General features: G+C 73.3%; 12 protein-coding genes and 1 pseudogene. 12 read left to right on the top strand and 1 reads right to left on the bottom strand.

The features are described 5' to 3' along the window. Positions 1–124 precede the first annotated feature (124 nt). Positions 125–1,207: a helix-turn-helix domain-containing protein gene (locus tag J7462_RS07020; RefSeq protein WP_219462826.1), complete on the bottom strand. Its 1,083-nt coding sequence runs from the start codon at positions 1,205–1,207 to the stop codon at positions 125–127. 205 nt (positions 1,208–1,412) lie between these two features. On the opposite strand from J7462_RS07020, the gene J7462_RS07015 reads away from it, so the two are divergent. From J7462_RS07015 to J7462_RS31935, 12 genes and pseudogenes are all read left to right on the top strand, one after another. Then, complete coding sequence (locus J7462_RS07015; RefSeq protein WP_219462823.1) at positions 1,413–1,661, top strand: acyl carrier protein; 249 nt, start codon at positions 1,413–1,415, stop codon at positions 1,659–1,661. Continuing rightward, a complete protein-coding gene (locus tag J7462_RS07010) occupies positions 1,654–3,216 on the top strand; it encodes a class I adenylate-forming enzyme family protein (RefSeq protein ID WP_219462821.1) in 1,563 nt (520 codons plus the stop codon). Before J7462_RS07015 ends, J7462_RS07010 begins: the two co-directional genes overlap by 8 nt. Before the next feature lie 163 nt (positions 3,217–3,379). Then, positions 3,380–4,102, top strand: a complete 723-nt coding sequence (locus J7462_RS07005) for a Phenylacetic acid catabolic protein (RefSeq protein ID WP_208566722.1) — start codon at positions 3,380–3,382, stop codon at positions 4,100–4,102. A gap of 10 nt (positions 4,103–4,112) precedes the next feature. Next, on the top strand, positions 4,113–5,243 hold the full coding sequence (locus tag J7462_RS07000; RefSeq protein ID WP_219462819.1) for a 4Fe-4S cluster-binding domain-containing protein: 1,131 nt from the start codon (positions 4,113–4,115) through the stop codon (positions 5,241–5,243). Positions 5,244–5,298: 55 nt separating this feature from the next. Then, positions 5,299–5,556 (top strand): acyl carrier protein, encoded by a 258-nt coding sequence (locus tag J7462_RS06995; RefSeq protein ID WP_208566720.1) that lies wholly within the window; start codon positions 5,299–5,301, stop codon positions 5,554–5,556. Then, positions 5,553–6,545, top strand: coding sequence for an SDR family oxidoreductase (locus J7462_RS06990; RefSeq protein WP_255597620.1), 993 nt, complete (start codon positions 5,553–5,555; stop codon positions 6,543–6,545). The genes J7462_RS06995 and J7462_RS06990 overlap by 4 nt, the downstream gene beginning before the upstream one ends. Next, positions 6,458–9,688, top strand: coding sequence for a 3-phosphoshikimate 1-carboxyvinyltransferase (gene aroA, locus J7462_RS06985; protein WP_219462817.1), 3,231 nt, complete (start codon positions 6,458–6,460; stop codon positions 9,686–9,688). Before J7462_RS06990 ends, aroA begins: the two co-directional genes overlap by 88 nt. After that, positions 9,685–10,833 (top strand): acyl-CoA dehydrogenase family protein, encoded by a 1,149-nt coding sequence (locus J7462_RS06980; protein WP_208566718.1) that lies wholly within the window; start codon positions 9,685–9,687, stop codon positions 10,831–10,833. The genes aroA and J7462_RS06980 overlap by 4 nt, the downstream gene beginning before the upstream one ends. Beyond that, a pseudogene (locus J7462_RS06975) lies at positions 10,830–11,623 on the top strand (SDR family oxidoreductase). The gene J7462_RS06980 and the pseudogene J7462_RS06975 overlap by 4 nt, the downstream one beginning before the upstream one ends. Beyond that, positions 11,620–13,809: an FAD-dependent oxidoreductase gene (locus J7462_RS06970; protein WP_219462814.1), complete on the top strand. Its 2,190-nt coding sequence runs from the start codon at positions 11,620–11,622 to the stop codon at positions 13,807–13,809. Before J7462_RS06975 ends, J7462_RS06970 begins: the two are co-directional and overlap by 4 nt. Then, positions 13,806–15,869: an ABC transporter ATP-binding protein gene (locus tag J7462_RS06965; RefSeq protein ID WP_219462812.1), complete on the top strand. Its 2,064-nt coding sequence runs from the start codon at positions 13,806–13,808 to the stop codon at positions 15,867–15,869. The genes J7462_RS06970 and J7462_RS06965 overlap by 4 nt, the downstream gene beginning before the upstream one ends. Continuing rightward, the gene (locus J7462_RS31935; protein WP_255597619.1) at positions 15,866–17,827 is read left to right on the top strand and encodes an ABC transporter ATP-binding protein; all 1,962 of its coding nucleotides are present in this window, start codon (positions 15,866–15,868) and stop codon (positions 17,825–17,827) included. Before J7462_RS06965 ends, J7462_RS31935 begins: the two co-directional genes overlap by 4 nt. Positions 17,828–17,851: the final 24 nt, after the last annotated feature.

Below are 17,851 nucleotides of genomic sequence, written 5' to 3'. Positions count from 1 at the left end.
CGAGGGGTGTCGCGGCCCCGGGAGCGTGGGTGCGGGGTCGGCCCCGACCGGTTCGGGCGTACGACGCGGTGCCGGGTCCGGCCGACGCCTGGTCCGAGCCGGAGCACGATGCGACTCCGACATCTCACATGCCGGTAGCCGCAGCGGGCGGGCCCGGCGCATGCCGTCGGTCGGCGGACGTCGATGCGTCCGAAGTCCGTTGACGATGTCGGGCGAGCGCCTGCCGTACCCCGTCCGCGGTGCTGATCCAGCGGGTCGGCCCCTCCCCGACGCCGGTGGTCCCGACCGCCCCGTCCGGGGCCGGCCCGACCGTGTCGGGGCGGACCGGGCCGGCGTCGTCCGGGTGTCTGGCGGCGAGCAGGGCCGACCAGCGTCGGACCTGGTCGGCCCAGGCCCCGCCGGTCGGGGTCAGGTGCAGGTGGAAGCGGGGGTGCCGGGCCAGCCAACCCCGGACCGCCGCAGCCCCGTGTGACGCCGGGTCGTCGGCGATCACGTGCACCAGCAGCCCGGCGGGCACCGCCCGGTCCACCGCCACCAGGAACCGCCGGTACGCGGCCGCGCGTCGCCGCCGCTGCGGGCCGTCCTCCCCGACGGGTGCGGGCGACCCCGGCCGGTACGGATCGGACCCGGTCGGGGGCGGGCTGCCGCTGGTCGGGGAGCGGTCGCCCCGGGGCGTGGCGCAGAGCACCAGAACCTGCTCCGGCGGATGACGGTAGAGCCCGACCAGGGCCACCACCGAGGCGACGAACCCCGGGTCGGCCGCCAGGGTCGGGCCGTCCTGCAGGTGCGGGCGCAGGTCGAACTGTCGCCAGATCCGGCCGACCGTGGACGCCGACAGCCCGGTGTGGGCGGCCATCGACGCCCGGGACCACCGCCGGGCCGGCGCGGGCGTGCCGCCGAGGGTGGCCGCCACCACCCGGTCCACCTGCTCGGGACGCACCGAGGTGGGCCGGCCGGTACGCAGGTCGTCGGCGAGCCCCGACAGCCGGGCGGCGGCGAACCGGGAACGCCATTTCCCGACCGTCGCGGGTGAAACGTTCAACCGGGTCGCGACCTCGATATTCGTGGCCCCGTCGGCGCATGCCAAAACGATGCGGCAGCGAATGGCGAACGCCTGCGTCGAGTGGGCCGCGCGGGCCCCCCTCGCCAGTTGTTCCCGTTCCTCGTCGGTGAGCACCAGCCTGGCCTTCGGTCGCCCCTTCCCCATGCCCGGATCCTATCCGGATATGGCACGGACTAATGACGCATGACGATGTAGGGGGCGGGTGCCGACGATTGCCCCGACGGTTGCCCTGGACGGTTCACGACGCGACTGAGTATGGTCCCGACGAGTCCCGAGAGTTGGGGGAAGGGACCGCTGCCGCAACGTTGCCGTGGCCCGTGTGGTGATCTGACATGGGGGGACCGCTTCAGTGACCGCGACCGATCTGCACGAGAACATGACCTCGATCTGCGCCGACGTGCTCAACCGAGTCACCGTCGGCCCCGACGACGATCTCGTCGAGCTCGGCATGGACTCGGTGGGCGCGGTGGAGATCGTGACCCGGGTCGAGGCGGCGTACGGGGTGGACGTGGTCGACGTCATCTTCGACACACCCACGGTCAACCGGCTCTGCGCCGTCGTCGAGGAGTCCGCCGTCCGCGACGAGTCGCATGCCTAGTCCGCTGGTCGAGCCGGATCTCACCGTCACGGCGAACCTGCTGGACCTCGTCTCCCAGGCCGCCGCGGCCTACGGCGACGACCCGTACCTGCTCCCGGCGGAGCCCGGCGGGCGGGTGGTCAGCTTCACCGACGTGCTGACCTTCACCCGGGGCTGTGCGGCGCTGCTCGACGAGCACCGGGTGCCACCGGGCGGCCGGGTGGCCGTGGTCCTGCACAACTCCTCGCTGGCCGCGCTGCTCTTCCTCGGGATCATCGCCGCCGGGCGGATGCTGGTGCCGCTGAACCCGAAGTCCGGCCCGGCCGAGCTGGACACCCTGCTCGCCCACGCCGACGTCAGGCTGGTGCTCGGTCCGTCAGCGACCGCCGCGAAGGCGTCGCCCGGCCGGCGCTGGCTGCCTGTCGACGACGCGGAGGTGTTCCTCACCGAGGTCCTCGACCGGGGCGTCGCGCGCCCGGGGGACCTGCCCGCACCTCCGGGCGGCGCGGCGGGGGACGCCGAGATCGTCTACACCTCCGGTTCGACCGGCGCGGCCAAGGGGGTGGTGCTGTCGCACCGCGCCCTGCTGGCCAACTCGCTGGCGATGGTGAAGTGGGCCGACGCGGGCCGCGACGACGTCTTCCTCAACGTCATCCCCATGCTGCACGTCGGTGGGCAGGGCCTGCCCACGCTGACGCCGTTGTGGTCCGGGGGGCGCTCGGTCTGCGTCCGCTCGGAGGTGGCGCTGGCCCGGTTCTGGACCTACGTGGACCGGTTCCGGCCCACCTGGACCCTGGTGGTCAACGCCTACCTCGCGCACCTGGTCGAACGACCGCAACGACCGGCCGCCAGCCGGCTCAAGGGGGTCCTCGCCGGTGGCTCGGCGCTCAGCCCAGAGCTGATCCACCGGTTCGAGGCCACCTTCGACATCCCGGTGTTCCAGGTCTACGGCATGACCGAGATGACCTCCCTGACGGTGGTGGAGCCCCGGGACCGCCGGCCGGCCGACCGCCGTACGGCCGGGCTGCCGGTGCCGTTCGCCCAGGTGCGGGTCGTCGACGAGGCCGGCCGGGACGTCCCGTCGGGGGAGAGCGGCGAGGTGCTGATGCGCGGGCCGAGCATCTTCACCCGGTACGAGCAGGCGCCGGAACTCACCGCCGGGCGGCTGGTCGACGGCTGGGTCCGCAGCGGCGATCTCGGCCACCTCGACGAACGCGGTGAGCTGACCATCGTCGACCGGATGGACAGCATGGTCATCGTCAGCGGGGAGAACGTCTATCCCGCCGAGATCGAGAACGTCGTGCCGCAGCTCGACGGGATCGAAGATGCGGTGGTCGCCGCGCTGCCGCACCCGGTGACGGGGGTGGAGCTGGTGCTGGTGTACACCCTGCTGCCCGGCGCGGAGGCCCGGGACGACGAATGGCGTGGGCTGTTGCTGAAACAGCTCAGCGCCTTCAAGGTGCCGCGTCGGTTCGTGCCGCTCAAGGAGATCGGGGTCGACAGTTTTCCGCGTACTCCGCTCGGCAAGATCCAACGGTCGGACGTGCGCAGGCTGGCGATCGAGAACCTGACCTGACGTCACCGTCGGTGGCGGGCGAGGAGGAACGGGGGGATTTTCGCAGGGGATCGGGTCACCGGGAGTCGTCCCGGGTCCGTCGTGGCGGCGCGGCAGCGCCGGTGTCCCCTTTTCCGTAATTTGCGGGTGTGAATGGCGACAGGAGGCGGTCTGCGTTATGTCGGTGGAGATCCTTGACGACGAAGAAGTGGTGGTCCGTACCCCCGAAGAGCTGAAGCGGATGCCTCGGGCCTACCAGAAGGCACTGATCAGTCAAATCATGATCAATACGGAGGGTGAGCTCTCCGGTGGCGACGACTACACGATGATGTTCCTGCCGCTGGCGCCCAACGCCGAGGAGCGTCAGGTCTGCGCCGAGCGGGCCGCCGAGGAGTACGACCACTACAAGATCGGCAAGCGGGTGCTGGCCGAGATCGGCATCGACACCTCCCACATGGAGAGCCAGACCATCGAGGAGCGTCGGCTCTTCGCCGACAAGCGGCTGCACCAGTGCACCACCTGGGCCGAGCGGGGCATCTACTCCTACATCGGCGAGGAGAGCGCCCTGATCATGATCAAGGAGTTCGCCCAGGGCAGCTACAAACCGTGGGCGGACGCGGTCCGGACGATCATCCTGGACGAGAAGATCCACATCGCACACGGTGCCCGGGTCTGCCGCAACCTCGCCACCACCGACGAGGGGCGCGAGCAGTTGCAGGCCGCGCTGGACCGGCTCTGGCCGGTGTTCCGCGACCTGTTCGGCACGCCCGAATCCGAGCGCTCCAAGCGGGCGGTCCGGTACGGCCTGCGCCGCACCACCAACGGCGAGGCGTTGCAGCAGTGGGAGGACACCGTCGTTCCCCGGATCCACGCACTGGGGCTCGTCGTCCCGTCCGCAGGCACCTGAGAGGACGGTCATGCCCACTCCCATCGCGATCAATCCCCGTCCGCTGTCCCGGCGGGAGGCCAAGACCCGTCTGGCGTCCCTGCTGGCCGACCGCCCCGACCTGGCCGCGCGGTTGCAGGTCGTGCGGGACATGGGCCGCCGGGTCAGCGCGACCGAGGTGCACCTCACCACCACCTGCAACATCCGGTGCAAGGGGTGCTGGTACTTCGAGGGCGGCTTCGACGCGGCCGTCCCCGAGACCTCCGACCCGGAGCTGATCTCCCGGTTCGTGGACTCGCTCGTGGCCAAGGGCGTCACCCAGGCGACCCTGATCGGCGGCGAGCCGACCCTGGTCCTGCCCCGGGTGGTGCCGTTCGTCGAGCGGCTGCCGTACGTGACCATCTCCACCAACGGCATCCGGCCGCTGCCCATGGTCGGCTTCGAGCAGGTCGCGGTCGCCATCAGCCTGTTCGGTGGCGGCCCGCTCGACGACGCGCTGCGCGGCTACCGGGTCAACGGCTCGTCGTTCTCCGGGCTGTTCGAGACCGCCCTCGGGCACTACCGCAACGACCCCCGGGTGATCTTCGTGTACGCGCTGTCGGAGGAGGGTCTGCAGTACGTCGAGCCGACCGTCCGGGCCATCCAGGACAACGGCAACCAGGTCACCTTCAACTTCTACTCCGCCCACGGCAGCGACCACGCCCTGCGCATCGAGAACGAGCAGCGCACCCTCGCCGAGGCGCTCCGGGTCAAGCAGGCGTACCCCGAGACGGTGGTCTGCCACCCGTACTTCATCGAGGCGCTGATCACCGGTCGCACCCACTGGGACGGCCAGTTCGGCTACGACGTCTGCCCCAGCATCAGCGTGGACCACCCGGACCACGCCGAGCGGATCCGCAACGGCAACCCGGTCCTGGACGGCTTCGCCGTCTACGGCGCCGACTACCAGACCCTCCAGTTCTGCTGCACCTCCGGCAACTGCGCGGACTGCCGGGACAGCCAGGGCGTCTACAGCTGGCTGCTGGTCAGCATGAACCGCTTCCTCGACGACACCGGCCGGCTGGAGACCTGGCTGGAGCTGGCCGAGAGCTACTGGCGGCAGTGGTACTGGGCGCAACGGCACCACACCAACCTCGCCCGCCAGGCCCCGCTCGCCGCCTAGGCGACCCGCACCGAGAAAAGCCTAGGCGACCCGCACCGAGAAAAGGAGCATCCGGATGTCTTCCCCATCGACCGAGATCACCGCCCCCGCCGTCGAGGAGCGCCTGCGCGCCGAACTGATCGACCTCGGCGTCGAGGAGGACGCGATCAGCGCCGACGCCAAGTTCGACGCGCTCGACATCGACTCGCTCGACGTGGCCGACCTGATGGCCATGGTCGTCAAGGAGTACGGGGTGGAGATCCCGCGCAGCGAACTCGCGGACGTCACCGTCGGTCAACTCGTCGAGCGGATCGTGGCGGGCGCGTCGCGTTGAGCTCGTTGCTGAGCCTGGACAAGCGCACCTACCTGGTCACCGGGGTCCTCAACAACGAGTCCATCGCCTGGCACGTGGCGGCGGCCCTGCAACGGGAGGGCTGCGAGGTCATCCTGACCTCGTACGGGCGGGTCGGCCGGATCACCCGACGGGTGGCCGAGCTGCTGCCGTCCCGCCCCGAGGTGCTCGAACTGGACGTGATGTCCGACGCGAGCGTCGACGAGCTGGCCGAGGCGATCGGCAGCCGCTGGGGGCAGCTCGACGGGGTGCTGCACAGCATCGCCGCCGCCCCGCCCGACGCGTTGGGGGCCGGGTTCGTCACCGCCGCAGCCGGTGGGGTGCTCGACGGGTTCCGCGCGTCGGCGTACTCGTTCCAGCAGCTCACCACCGCGCTGTCGCCGCTGCTGAGTCAGGCCCCCGGCGGCGGCGCGGTGGTCGGGCTGACCGTCGACTCGACCCGGGCGCTGCCCGGATACGGGTGGATGGGGGTCTACAAGTCGGCGCTGGAGGCGGTCTGCCGCTACCTGGCGATGCACCTCGGCCCGACCGGGATCAGGGTCAACCTCGTCGCCGCCGGGCCGGTCGAGACCGTGTCGGCGCGCGGGGTGCGCACCTTCTCCGCCCTGGCCGACCAGTACGAGCGGTGGGCGCCGCTGGGCTGGGACCGCGCCGACCCGGCCCGGGTGGTCGGGGCGGTGCTGTTCCTGCTGTCGGACCTGTCCCGGTACACCACCGGGCAGGTGGTGCACGCCGACGGCGGCATGCACGCCGTCTTCGGCGGCGTCCCGGCCCCCGGACCGGCTGCGGCCCCGGACCGGCTGCGGCCCCGGGGCCAGCCCCGGTTCCGGCGGCACCGTCGCCACCAGACACCGCCGGCTGACACACACTGCGGGGAGGGACTGTGCGTCTCGTCATCAAAGGCACGGCCGAGCCACTTGTGGGGGAGTTCGACGTCCCGGCGTCGAAGTACCACGCGCACCGGGCGCTGATGCTCGCGTCGCTGGCCGACGGGACCAGTCGCATCCACGGCGCCTGCCACGCCGGCCACGTGCAGCACACCATCCGGGCGCTGCGTGACCTCGGCACGGCCGTCACCGTCGAGGACGACGCCTTCGTGGTGCACGGCGGCCGGTACCGTCCGGTGCGGCCGGAGATCTCGGTCGGCAGCTCCGGCACCACGCTCTACTTCCTCACCGGGCTGGCCGCCCTGGCCGACACCCCGGTCGGCATCACCGGGCAGAAGTACTTCCGACGGCGGCCGATCCGCCCGCTGCTCGACGCCCTCGCCGGCATCGGCGTGGAGATCAGCTCGACCGGCGGACTGCTGCCGATCCGGGTCGCCGCCCGCCCGCCGACCGGGGGCCGGGTGCGGATCCCCGGCACCCTCTCCCAGTGGATCTCCAGCCTGCTGCTGGTCAGCCCGTTCGCCACCGGGCCCACCACGATCGAGGTGGTCGGTGAGTTCAACGAGCGGTCCTACGTCGACCTGACGGTCGCGATGATGCGCCAGTTCGGCCTGCACGTGCAGGTCAGTGGCGACGGCCGCCGGTACGACGTCGAGCCCGGCCAGCGGCCTACCCCGGCGGTGGTACGGCTGCCCCCGGACGTCGGCGCCGCCGCGTTCGGCCTGGCCGCGACCGCCCTGCACCCGTCCGACGTGCTGTTCCGGGGCCTGCCGGCGGTCCCCGCCGGGGAGCTGGACCATCCGGAGGCGCACCTGCTGGACAGCCTCACCACCATGGGCGTGCCGTTGACCCGTGACCCGGCGACCGGCTGGATCAGGGTGCGCCACGACGGGCTGCGGCTGGCCCCGGTGCGGGTGGACTGCCGTGCGGTGCCCGACATGCTGCCGGTGCTCAGCGTCCTCGGCTCCCACGCGCACGGCACCACCGTGCTGGACAACGTGGCCCACGTACGGCTCAAGGAGTCCGACCGGGTGACGGCGATGTTGCAACTCAACCGGATGGGCGGCCGGCTGCGGCTCGACGGCGACCGGCTCGTCTGCGAGGGGGTCGGCCAGTTGCGGGAGGCCGACCTGTCCTCGTTCAACGACCACCGGGTGTTGATGGCGCTGGCGGTGGCCGCTTCCCGGGCCACCGGCGAGACCCGGCTGACCTACCCGAACGCCCACCGGATCTCCTTCCCGCAGTTCCTCGAACAGATGAACGCCGTCGGCCTCAACATGTCGGTCGACCGGGCCCGCGCCCGCCGCCTGCCCCGACCCGCCGCCGGCGAGCCGGCCGGTCGGTTACGCCCCGACAACCCGCCGCCGGCCCGCCCGTCCCCGGTGTCGCCGGCCGGGACACCACCGGGTGTGACGCCGGCACCGACGCCGACGTCGTCGGTCGGGTTGCCGGCACCGACCCCGCCGGTGGTGACGCCGACGCCGTCGGGCGGGGTGTCGGCACGGGGGCGGTCCGTGGCGCTGCCGTCACCGGCGCGGTTGGCCGAGACACCCGTCGCCGAGCTGGTCCGTCGGCACGCCGGTGCGCGCCCCGACGCCGAGGCCGTGATCGAGGCGGCCTCGCCGGGGCGGCCCGGCACCACGCTGAGCTGGGGCGAGTTGGACCGCCGGGCCGACCAGGCCGCGTCGTTGCTGCGGGAGCTGGGGGTGGGCCCCGGCGAGGTGGTCGCCTGGCAGCTGCCGAACTGGACCGAGTTCGTGGTGCTCACGCTGGCCACCACCCGGATCGGCGCGGTCTGCTGCCCGCTGATGCCGTTCTTCCGGGAACGCGAGATGGGCCGGCTGCTGCGCCGCTCCCGGGCCCGGGTGCTGGTGGTCCCCGACCGGTTCCGGGGTCGCGCGCACCTCGCCGAGACCGCGGCGATGCTGGCCGGCCCGGACGCCCCGGGCGTGGCACACGTCCTCGTCGTCGCCGGCCACACCACCCCGGACGGCCACCCCACCGCCGACGGCACCGTCATCCCGGCCGGCACCGCCGCACCGGCCGACGCCGCCGGACTGCCGGCGGACACCACGGACCTGCGCTGGCAGTGGTTCGGCCCGGCGCTGGCCCGGCAACGTCCCGACGGCGCGGCACCGGCCGCCCACCGGCCCCACCCGGCGGCGCTGGCCCAGTTGATGTTCACCTCCGGCACGTCCGGGGAGCCGAAGGGCGTGCTGCACCGCGTCGACACGCTGACCCGGGCCGCCGCGATGCAGGCCCGGCACCTCGGCCTGACCGCCGCCGACCGGTTGTTCATCCCGTCGCCGTTGGCCCACCAGACCGGCTTCCTCTACGGCATGTGGCTGGGGTTCACCATCGGCGCACCCGTGGTGCTGCAACCGATCTGGGACGGCCGGACCGCGCTGGAGACGCTGCACCACACCCGATCCACCTTCGTCCAGGCGGCCACCCCCTTCCTCGCCGACCTCGTCGAGGCCGTGGAGACGGGCGGGCAGCCACCACCGGCGCTGCGGGTCTTCGTCGCCACCGGCGCGGCGGTGCCCCGCAACCTCGCCGAGCACGCCACCCGGACCCTCGGCGCGGCGGTCTGCGGGGCCTGGGGCTCCACCGAATCGTGCCTCGGCACGCTCAGCGCGCCGACCGACGCGCCGGCACACGCCTGGGGCACGGACGGGCGGGCGCTGGAGGGGATCCGGATCAGGGTGACCGACGACGCCGGCACCGTGCTCGGCCCCGGCGTGGAGGGCAACTTCGAGGTCGCCGGGGACTGCCTGTTCGCCGGCTACCTCGACCGCCCCGACCTGACCGCGGCGGCGCTCACCCCGGACGGCTGGTACCGCAGCGGCGACCTGGCCACCATCGACGACGCCGGCTACCTGCGGATCACCGGTCGGGTGACCGACGTGGTCAACCGGGGTGGCGAGAAGATCCCGGTGGCGGAGGTGGAGCAACTGCTGCACACCCACCCCGCCGTGCGCGAGGTGGCGATCGTGGCGATGCCCGACCCGCGCCTCGGCGAGCGGGCCTGCGCGTTCGTGGTGACCCGCGGGGCATTCGGCTTCGCCGAGATGCAGCGGTTCCTCGACGCCCACAAGGTCGCCAAACAGTACTGGCCCGAGCGGCTGGAGACCGTCACCGCGCTGCCCCGCAACGTGGTCGGCAAGGTGCAGAAGTTCGTGTTGCGTGACCAGATCAGCGCAACGATCGGCGAGGAGGCAGAGTGACCCAGGCCGATGGCACGTCGTTCGAGACGTTGGCCCGTGAGGTCGAGGCGTTCGTCCGGGGCCCCGGCGAGGCGTACGCGACGGTGATCGAACGCGACCGCAGTGTCCCCGCGCAGCTCTGGACCGACCTGCGCGACCGGGGCTACCTGCGCCTCGCCGCGCCGGTCGACTACGGCGGGGCCGGCCTGTCCTTCACCCAGTACCTGCACCTGCTCGAACTGTTCTCGATGTCGCACGCCTCGCTGCGGATGATCGTGCACGTGTCCAACGGGGTGTGGCGCTCCATCGACCAGTTCGCCTCCGACGAGCAACGCAAGAAGTTCGTGCTGCCGCAGGTCGCCGGGGACCTGCGGGTCGCGTTCACGCTCACCGAACCGACCGCCGGCACCGGGGCCGACCTGCGCGCCAGCGTGACCCGCGACGGCGACAGCTACCTGCTCAGCGGGGAGAAGCACCTGATCACCTTCGGGGTGAGCTGCGACTACTGGCTGCTGTTCGCCCGGTGCGCGGGCAGCACCGGCAAGGACGGCACGGTGGCGCTGATGGTGGACCGGAACGTCGAGGGCGTCCGGGTCCAACCGATGCCCGACACCATGGGCGTACGCGGCACCGACCACGCGCACCTGACCTTCGACCGGGCGCCCGTGCCGGTCGCCAACCGGCTCGGCGAGGAGGGCGACGGGTTGGCCGTCGCGCTCGGCGGCTTCCTCACCCCGAGCCGGATCGGCGTGGCGATGACCTGCGTGGGGCTGGCCCGTCGGGCGCAGGAGCTGGCCGTCGAGCACGCCGGCAACCGGGTCACCTTCGGCAAACCGCTGGCGGCCCGGCAGGCGGTCGCGTTCGCGCTCGCCGAGAACGCCGCCGACATCGAGGCCGCCCGGCAGCTCACCCTGCACGCCGCCCGCCGCTGGGAAGCGGGTCAGAGCGACGCCGGGGCGCTGTCCTCGATGGCCAAGCTGGTCGCGGTGGACATGCTGACCCGGGTCACCGACAAGGCGTTGCAGGCGCACGGCGGCATCGGCTACTGGGAGGGCAGCACCATCGAACGGGTCTACCGCGACGCCCGCGCGCAGCGCTTCGAGGAGGGCACCAACGAGATCCAGAAGACCGTGATCGCCCGGGAGATCCTGGCGGCCGGACGATGACCGGCTACCAGGGGCGTACCGCCCTGATCACCGGCAGCTCCCGGGGCATCGGCCGGGCGCTGGCGCTCACCCTGGCCCGGGGCGGCGCCTCGGTGGTGGTCAACTACAAGAAGAACGCCGAACTCGCCGAGCAGGTCCGCAAGGAGATCGAGCAGCTCGGGGGCGGGCCGTCGCGGTCGCCGCCGACGTGGAGCAACCCGAGGAGATCGAACGGCTCTTCGCGGTGGTCGAGCGGGAGTTCGGCACCCTCGACTACTTCGTGTGCAACGCGGCGGCCAGCTCCTTCAAGAACATCATGGACCTCAAGCCGCACCACCTGGACCGGTCGTACGCGATGAACATGCGCTCGTTCGTGCTGGGCGCGCAGCAGGCGGTGCGGCTGATGCCCGACGGCGGCCGGATCGTCGCGCTGTCCAGCTACGGCAGCATCCGCGCCTACCCGACGTACGCGAACCTGGGTGCGGCCAAGGCCGCGATCGAGGCGTGGGTGCGGTACATGGCCGTGGAGTTCGCCGGCCGGGGCATCAACGTCAACGCGGTCAACGGCGGCATCATCGAGACCGAGTCGTCGGGCTACTTCTATGACGTGCCCGGCATGGCCCCGCTGTCGGGGGTGCTGCCGCTGATCCCCAAGCAGCGGATGGGCACCGCCCAGGAGGTCGCCGACGTGATCGCCTTCCTGCTCTCCCCGGCCGCCGAGTACGTCACCGGGCAGACCCTGGTGGTGGACGGCGGGCTGTCGATCGTCGCGCCGCCGTTCACCCGGGACCTGAGCGGTCCGCTGGCATGACGACCGGGCTGGAGCGGGTGTTGCGTCCCGGCCGCATCGGTCGGCTGGCGCTGCCGCACCGGATCGTGATGGGGGCGATGCACCTGGGTTGGGAGAACCGGGACGACGACGGTCGGGCGTTGGCGGCGTTCTATCTGGCCCGGGTCGCCGGGGGTGCCGGGCTGATGGTCACCGGGGGTGCTGCGGTCAGCGCCGCCGGTGCCGACGTGCCCGGCTTCGGGGTGCTCGACGACGCCGCCTTCCGGGACCGGCTGCGTCGGGTCGCCGGTGAGGTCGGCGCGGCCGGTGGCCTGCTCGCCCTCCAGCTGTTCCACGCCGGACGGTACGCCCGGCCGGCGGCCGGCGGTCCCCGCCCGGTCGCCCCGTCGGCGGTGCCCAGCCCGATCTCCCGGCTCACCCCGGACGCGCTGCCCGCCGCCGGGGTCGCCCGGATCGTCGAGGACTTCGCCCGGGGCGCACACCATGCCCGGGACCTCGGCTTCAGCGCCGTGGAGATCATGGGCTCGGAGGGCTATCTGATCGACCAGTTCCTCTCCCCGTTGACCAACCGGCGCGACGACGAGTGGGGCGGCGATCCGCAGCGCCGGATGCGGTTCGGGGTGGCCGTGGTGCGGGCGGTCCGCGCCGCGGTGGGCGCCGACTTCCCGGTGGTGATGCGGATGACCGGCGACGACCTGCTGCCCGGCGGCACCGACCGGGACACGGTGGCGCAGTACGCGCGGGCGCTCGCCGCCGCCGGTGCCGACGCGTTGAACGTCGGCGTCGGCTGGCACGAGTCACCCGTCCCGACGGTGCAGGCGGTGGTGCCGCCGGGGCACTGGGTGCCGGTGGCGTCGGTGGTCAAGGCCGCCGTGGGTGGGCTGCCCGTACTGGCCAGCAACCGGATCAACCGGCTGACGCAGGCCGAGGCGATCCTGGCCGGCACCACGCTGGACCTGGTGTCGATGGCCCGGCCGTTCCTGGCGGACCCGGCGCTGGTCGAGCGCAGCCGTGCGGGCCGCCCGGTGAACATCTGTGTGGCCTGCAACCAGGCCTGCATAGACCGTTCGCTGGTCGGTGCGGTGGTGTCCTGCATGGTCAACCCGCTCGTCGGCAGGGAGGCCGACCCCGGGTCCGGTGCCGCGCCGGCCGGGACCGACCCGACGGCCTCGGCCGAACTGCCGGCCTCGGTCGACCCGCCGATGCCGGCCGACCCGACCGGCTCGGCCGGCCTGCCGATGCCGGCCGAGCCGGCGATCCACGTCGAGCCGATGCCGCCCGAGCCGGCGATCCACGTCGAGCCGGTGACCCGCGCCGGGCCGGTGGTGCGGGTCGGGGCGGTGGCCGGGTCCCGGGCGGTGGCGGTGGTCGGTGCGGGTCCCGCCGGGCTGCGCGCCGCCCACGACCTGGCCCTGGCCGGGCACCGGGTCACCGTCTACGAGGCGGACCGCGAACCCGGCGGGCAGTTCCGGCTGGCCTGCCGGGTGCCCGGCAAGGCCGACTACGCCGAGACGATCCGGTTCCTCACCGCCGAGCTGACCCGGCTGGGCGTGGTGCTGCACACCGGCCGGCCGGTCGCCGGGGCCGACGAGGACCTGCTGCGCCGCTACGACGGGGTGATCGTCGCCACCGGGGTGGTGCCGAGGCGGCCGGACCTGCCCGGCGGGGCCCTGCCGCACGTGCGCGACTACGGCACGGCCTTCACCGACGACGCGCTCGGCCGGCGGGTCGCCGTGATCGGCGGCGGTGGCATCGCCGTGGACCTGGCCCACCTGGCCAGCGAGCCGGGTGCCGGCCCGCCCCGGCAGGTCACCATCCTGCTGCGCGGTGACCGGCTCGCCCCCCGGATGGGACGATCCACCCGGTGGGCGGTGCTCGCCGAGTTGCGCCGCCGGCAGGTGACGGTGGTGACGGGCGTCCGGGGCCTGCGTGTCGACCCCGACGCCGTGCACCTGGTCGACGGCACCGGCGCGGCCCGGTCCGTACCCGCCGACACGGTGGTGGTCGCCGCCGGCCAGCTGCCCGCCGACGCCCTGGTGCGGACCGTACGCCGGGTCGGGGTCTGGCACCGGGTGGTGGGCGGAGCCCGCGACACCGTCGGCTTGGACGCGGTCCGGGCGATCGCCGAGGGGCACGCTGCGGCGTTGGCGTTCCAGCGGGCCGCCCGTGGCACCGGCCGGGCCCTGCGGGTCGGGGAGCCGGCATGACCGCCGACGCGACGCACCCCGACACCGTGGCCGGGGTGCTGCGGCGGACCGCCGAGGACCGGTGGCGCATCGTCAGGTTGCTGCCCCGGGCGGGTGGCCCGGCGGTGTATGCCGCCGTGGTGGTCAACCTGCTGCTCGCCGCCGCGCCCGTGCTGTTCGTCGTCGCGACGAGCCGGATGATCGGGTGGCTGCCGCAGGCGGTCCGCGACGGCGTCGACGCGCCGGCCTTCGGTCACCTGGTGACCGCGTTCGTGGTGGCGGCGGGCGCGCTCAGCGCCCAGCAGTTGCTGGCCCAGCTGCAGGTCGCCACGGGTCTGCTGGTGCAGCGGCGGATCGACGGGTGGGTGGCCGACGAGCTGATGACGGCGGCGTTGAGCAGCGTCAGCACGACCCCGCTGGAAGACCAGGCGCTGCTCGAACAGCTCACCGAGGCGTCCCGTGAGGTCGAGCACGGCATTCAGAGTCCGGGGGCGGCGGGTGCCGGGATGCTGGCCCTGCTCGCCCGCTACGGACAACTCCTCGGGTACGCGGTGATCGTCGGAGCGGCCTTCGCCTGGTCGGCGGGGCTGGGCCTGCTGGTGGCCGTGCTGGCGTTCCGGCACGGGCAACGCGGTGGCCTGCGCCGGTACGCGGCGATCTACGGGTCGGTGGTGGCCCGGATCCGCCGGCTGACCTACTTCCGGGGTGTGGCGATGGGCCGGCCGGCGGCCAAGGAGATCCGTATCTTCGGCCTGCTGCCATGGTTGCGTGAGCAGTACCGGGAGGCGTACCTGGACTGGATGCGCCCGGTGTGGGCGCAGCGGCGACGGGTCTACCTCAAGCCCTACTTCCTCTACACGGCGGTCGGCCTGACGGTGCTCGTCGCCGTGCTCGCCGCGCTGGGCCTGGCCGGTGGCGACGGGCAGCTCGGGCTGACCCGGCTGGCGCTGGTGATCCAGGCCGTGCTGGCGGCGGTCCAGCTCGGGGAGTTCTATCCCGAGGCCGACGTGCAGACCCAGTTCGGCATGAACGCCTACCGGGCGGTGGGCGAGTTCCGGGCCGGGATGCGCGACCGGACGGCCACCGGGGACGTGGCCGCCGGCCCCGCCGTCGAGCCTGCGTCGGGTCGGGCCGGCGACCGGCCGGCCGGCCCGGTGGACATCCGCTTCGAGGCGGTGTCGTTCCGTTACCCGCACCGCAGCACACCGGTCTTCACCGACCTGGACCTCACCCTGCCGGCCGGGGCGTGCACCGCGATCGTCGGGCTCAACGGTGCCGGCAAGACCACCCTGGTCAAGCTGCTGTCCCGGCTGGCGCTGCCCGACGCGGGCCGGATCACCGTCGGCGCGACACCGGTCGACGACCTCCCGCCGGCACACTGGCGACGCCACCTGGCGGTCATCTTCCAGGACTTTCTGCGCTACGAGACCAGCGCCGCCGACAACATCGCGTTGGGTGCGATCGCCCACGCCGACGACCGGGAGGGCATCCGTGCCGCCGCCGACGCCGCCGGCATCCTCGACACCCTCGACGCGTTGCCGCTGGGGCTGGACACCCCGCTGACCGGTCAGCTCCGCGACGGGGTGGACCTGTCCGGCGGTCAGTGGCAGCGGGTGGCCATCGCGCGGGCGTTGTTCGCCGTCCGGCACGGCGCATCGGTGCTGGTCCTCGACGAGCCGACGGCGAGCCTGGACGTCCGGGCCGAGGCACGGTTCTTCGACGAGATCATCGCCGCCACCACGGGGGTCACCACGGTGCTGATCTCGCACCGGTTCGCCACCGTACGCCGGGCGGACCACATCGTCGTGCTGGAGCAGGGGCGGGTGGTGGAGCAGGGTTCGCACGAGGAACTGCTCAGCCGGGGCGGCCGGTACGCCCGGCTGTTCAGCCTCCAGGCGCAGCGCTTCGCCGCCCACCCCGACCCCGTGACGTCCGACGCCACCGACGCCGGCCCGCCAACGGCCGGCCCGCCAACGGCCGGCCCGGTGGACGGCGGCGCGGTGGACGGCGATCTCGACGGCGGCCCGCTGGATGCCGGTGGCGCGGCGGCGGACGTCGGGTCGCCGGGGAGCACCCGATGAGCCGCGGGCTACTCTCCGCCGGGTGGTCGCTGTGGCGGACGTCGCTGCACCAGGACCGGCGTAAGGCGCTCACCGCGCTGGCCCTGGTCGTCGCCGGGGCGGTGGCGTGGCCCCTGGTGGCGGTGTTGCTGCGGGTGCTCTTCGATGCGGTCACCGCCGGCCGGCCGGTCACCGCGAGCGTCGCCGGCGTCGGCGTGGCGGTCCTGCTGATCGCCGGCCTGACCCTCGGCCACTTCGCCCACATCGCCTACTTCGAACTCGCCGAACTCGACGTCCTGCACGTGCACCAGCAGCTGATGGACGTCACCAACGGGTCGTCCGGGATGGCGCACGTCGAGCGGCCCGACTTCGCCGACAAGATCACCGTGTTGGAGCAGGACGTCCAACAGCTCCGGGTCGGTCTCCAGGCCGTACTCACCGGTGTCGGGCTGGCCGTGGCGATGACGCTGACGACGGTGGTGCTGGCCGTACTGCATCCGTTGCTGTTGCTGCTGCCGTTGGCCGCCGTGCCGCCGCTGCTGGCCGGGCGGCGGGCCGAGCGGATGGTGAACCGGGCCCGGGAGGGGGGTGCCGAATCCACCCGCCGCGCCCTCGGGCTGTTCCGGCTCAGCACCGATGCCGCCGCCGGCAAGGAGTTGCGGATCTTCGGCCTGACCGGCGAGGTGCGGCGGCGGCACCGCGGGCACTGGCAGGACGCCACCCGACGGTTGTGGCGGGCCCAGCTGGTGGCGAGCCTGGTGCGGATGACCGGGCAGTTGGCGTTCACGGCCGGTTACATCGGGGCGGTCCTGGTGATCCTGCGCGACGCCGTCGCCGGCCGGCGCGGGGTGGGTGACGTAATCCTGGTCGTCACCATCGCGGCGCAGGTCAATCAGCAGGTCGCGGCGGCGGTCGGGGTGTTGCAGGACCTCCAGCGGCTGCGCAGCGTCTACCGTCGGCTCGACGAGGTGCACGACCTGGTGCGTACCGCCGACCGCCCCGCGCCGCCCGGTCATGCCGCCGCGCCCGGTCATCCCGCGTCGGTCGACCACCCCGCGTCGGTCGACCTGCCCACCCCGGTCGACGAACCGTCTCCGGTCGACCACCCCGGGTCGGTCGACGCGTGGTCGGTGGGCGGCGACCCGACGTCCGGCGGCGACACCGCCCGGGACACCGGGGGTGCGGGTCTGCCGCCGGCCCGGCTGCGGGAGGGCATCCGGCTGGCCGGGGTGACGCTGCGCTACCCCGGTGGGTCGCAGCCGGTGGTCACGGGCATCGACCTGCACCTGCCGGCGGGCGCCACCGTCGCCGTCGTCGGCGAGAACGGCGCCGGCAAGACCACAGTGGTCAAACTGCTCTGCGGCCTGCTGTCACCGACGTCCGGCCGGATTCTCGTCGACGGTGTCGAGCTGGGGGAGCTGTCGGTGCCGCGCTGGCGTGAGCGGATCGCCGCCGGTTTCCAGGACTTCGTCCGGTTCGAGCTGCCGGCCCGGCACACCGTCGGCGTCGGTGACCTGCCGCGCCGCGACGACGACCCGGCGGTACGGGCGGCGCTGGGCCGGGCCGGCGCCGAGGATCTGATCGGGCAGCTCGACGCCGGCCTGGACACCCCGCTCGGCCGTAGCCACACCGATGGCGCCGAGCTGTCCGGCGGGCAGTGGCAGAAACTCGCCCTCGGCCGGGCGTTCATGCGCGACGATCCACTGCTGGTGGTGCTGGACGAGCCGACCGCCGCGCTCGACGCGGAGGCCGAGCACGCGTTGTTCGCCCGCTACCGCGACCAGGCGCGGGAGGTGGCCGGCCGCACCGGCGCGGTCAGCGTGTTCGTGTCCCACCGGTTCTCCACTGTGCAACTGGCCGACGTGATCGTGGTGCTCGCCGACGGTGGCGTCGCCGAGGTCGGCAGCCACGCCGACCTGCTCGCCGCCGGCGGCCACTACGCCGAGATGTTCGAACTCCAGGCCAGGGCGTACCGGTGACCGGCCCCCATCGATTCCGGAGGA

Source organism: Micromonospora sp. RL09-050-HVF-A, from assembly GCF_019374995.1.
Classification (GTDB): domain Bacteria; phylum Actinomycetota; class Actinomycetes; order Mycobacteriales; family Micromonosporaceae; genus Micromonospora; species Micromonospora antibiotica.
Note: the sequence above shows the minus strand (reverse complement) of the source record. Positions and strands in the feature narration are given on the sequence as shown.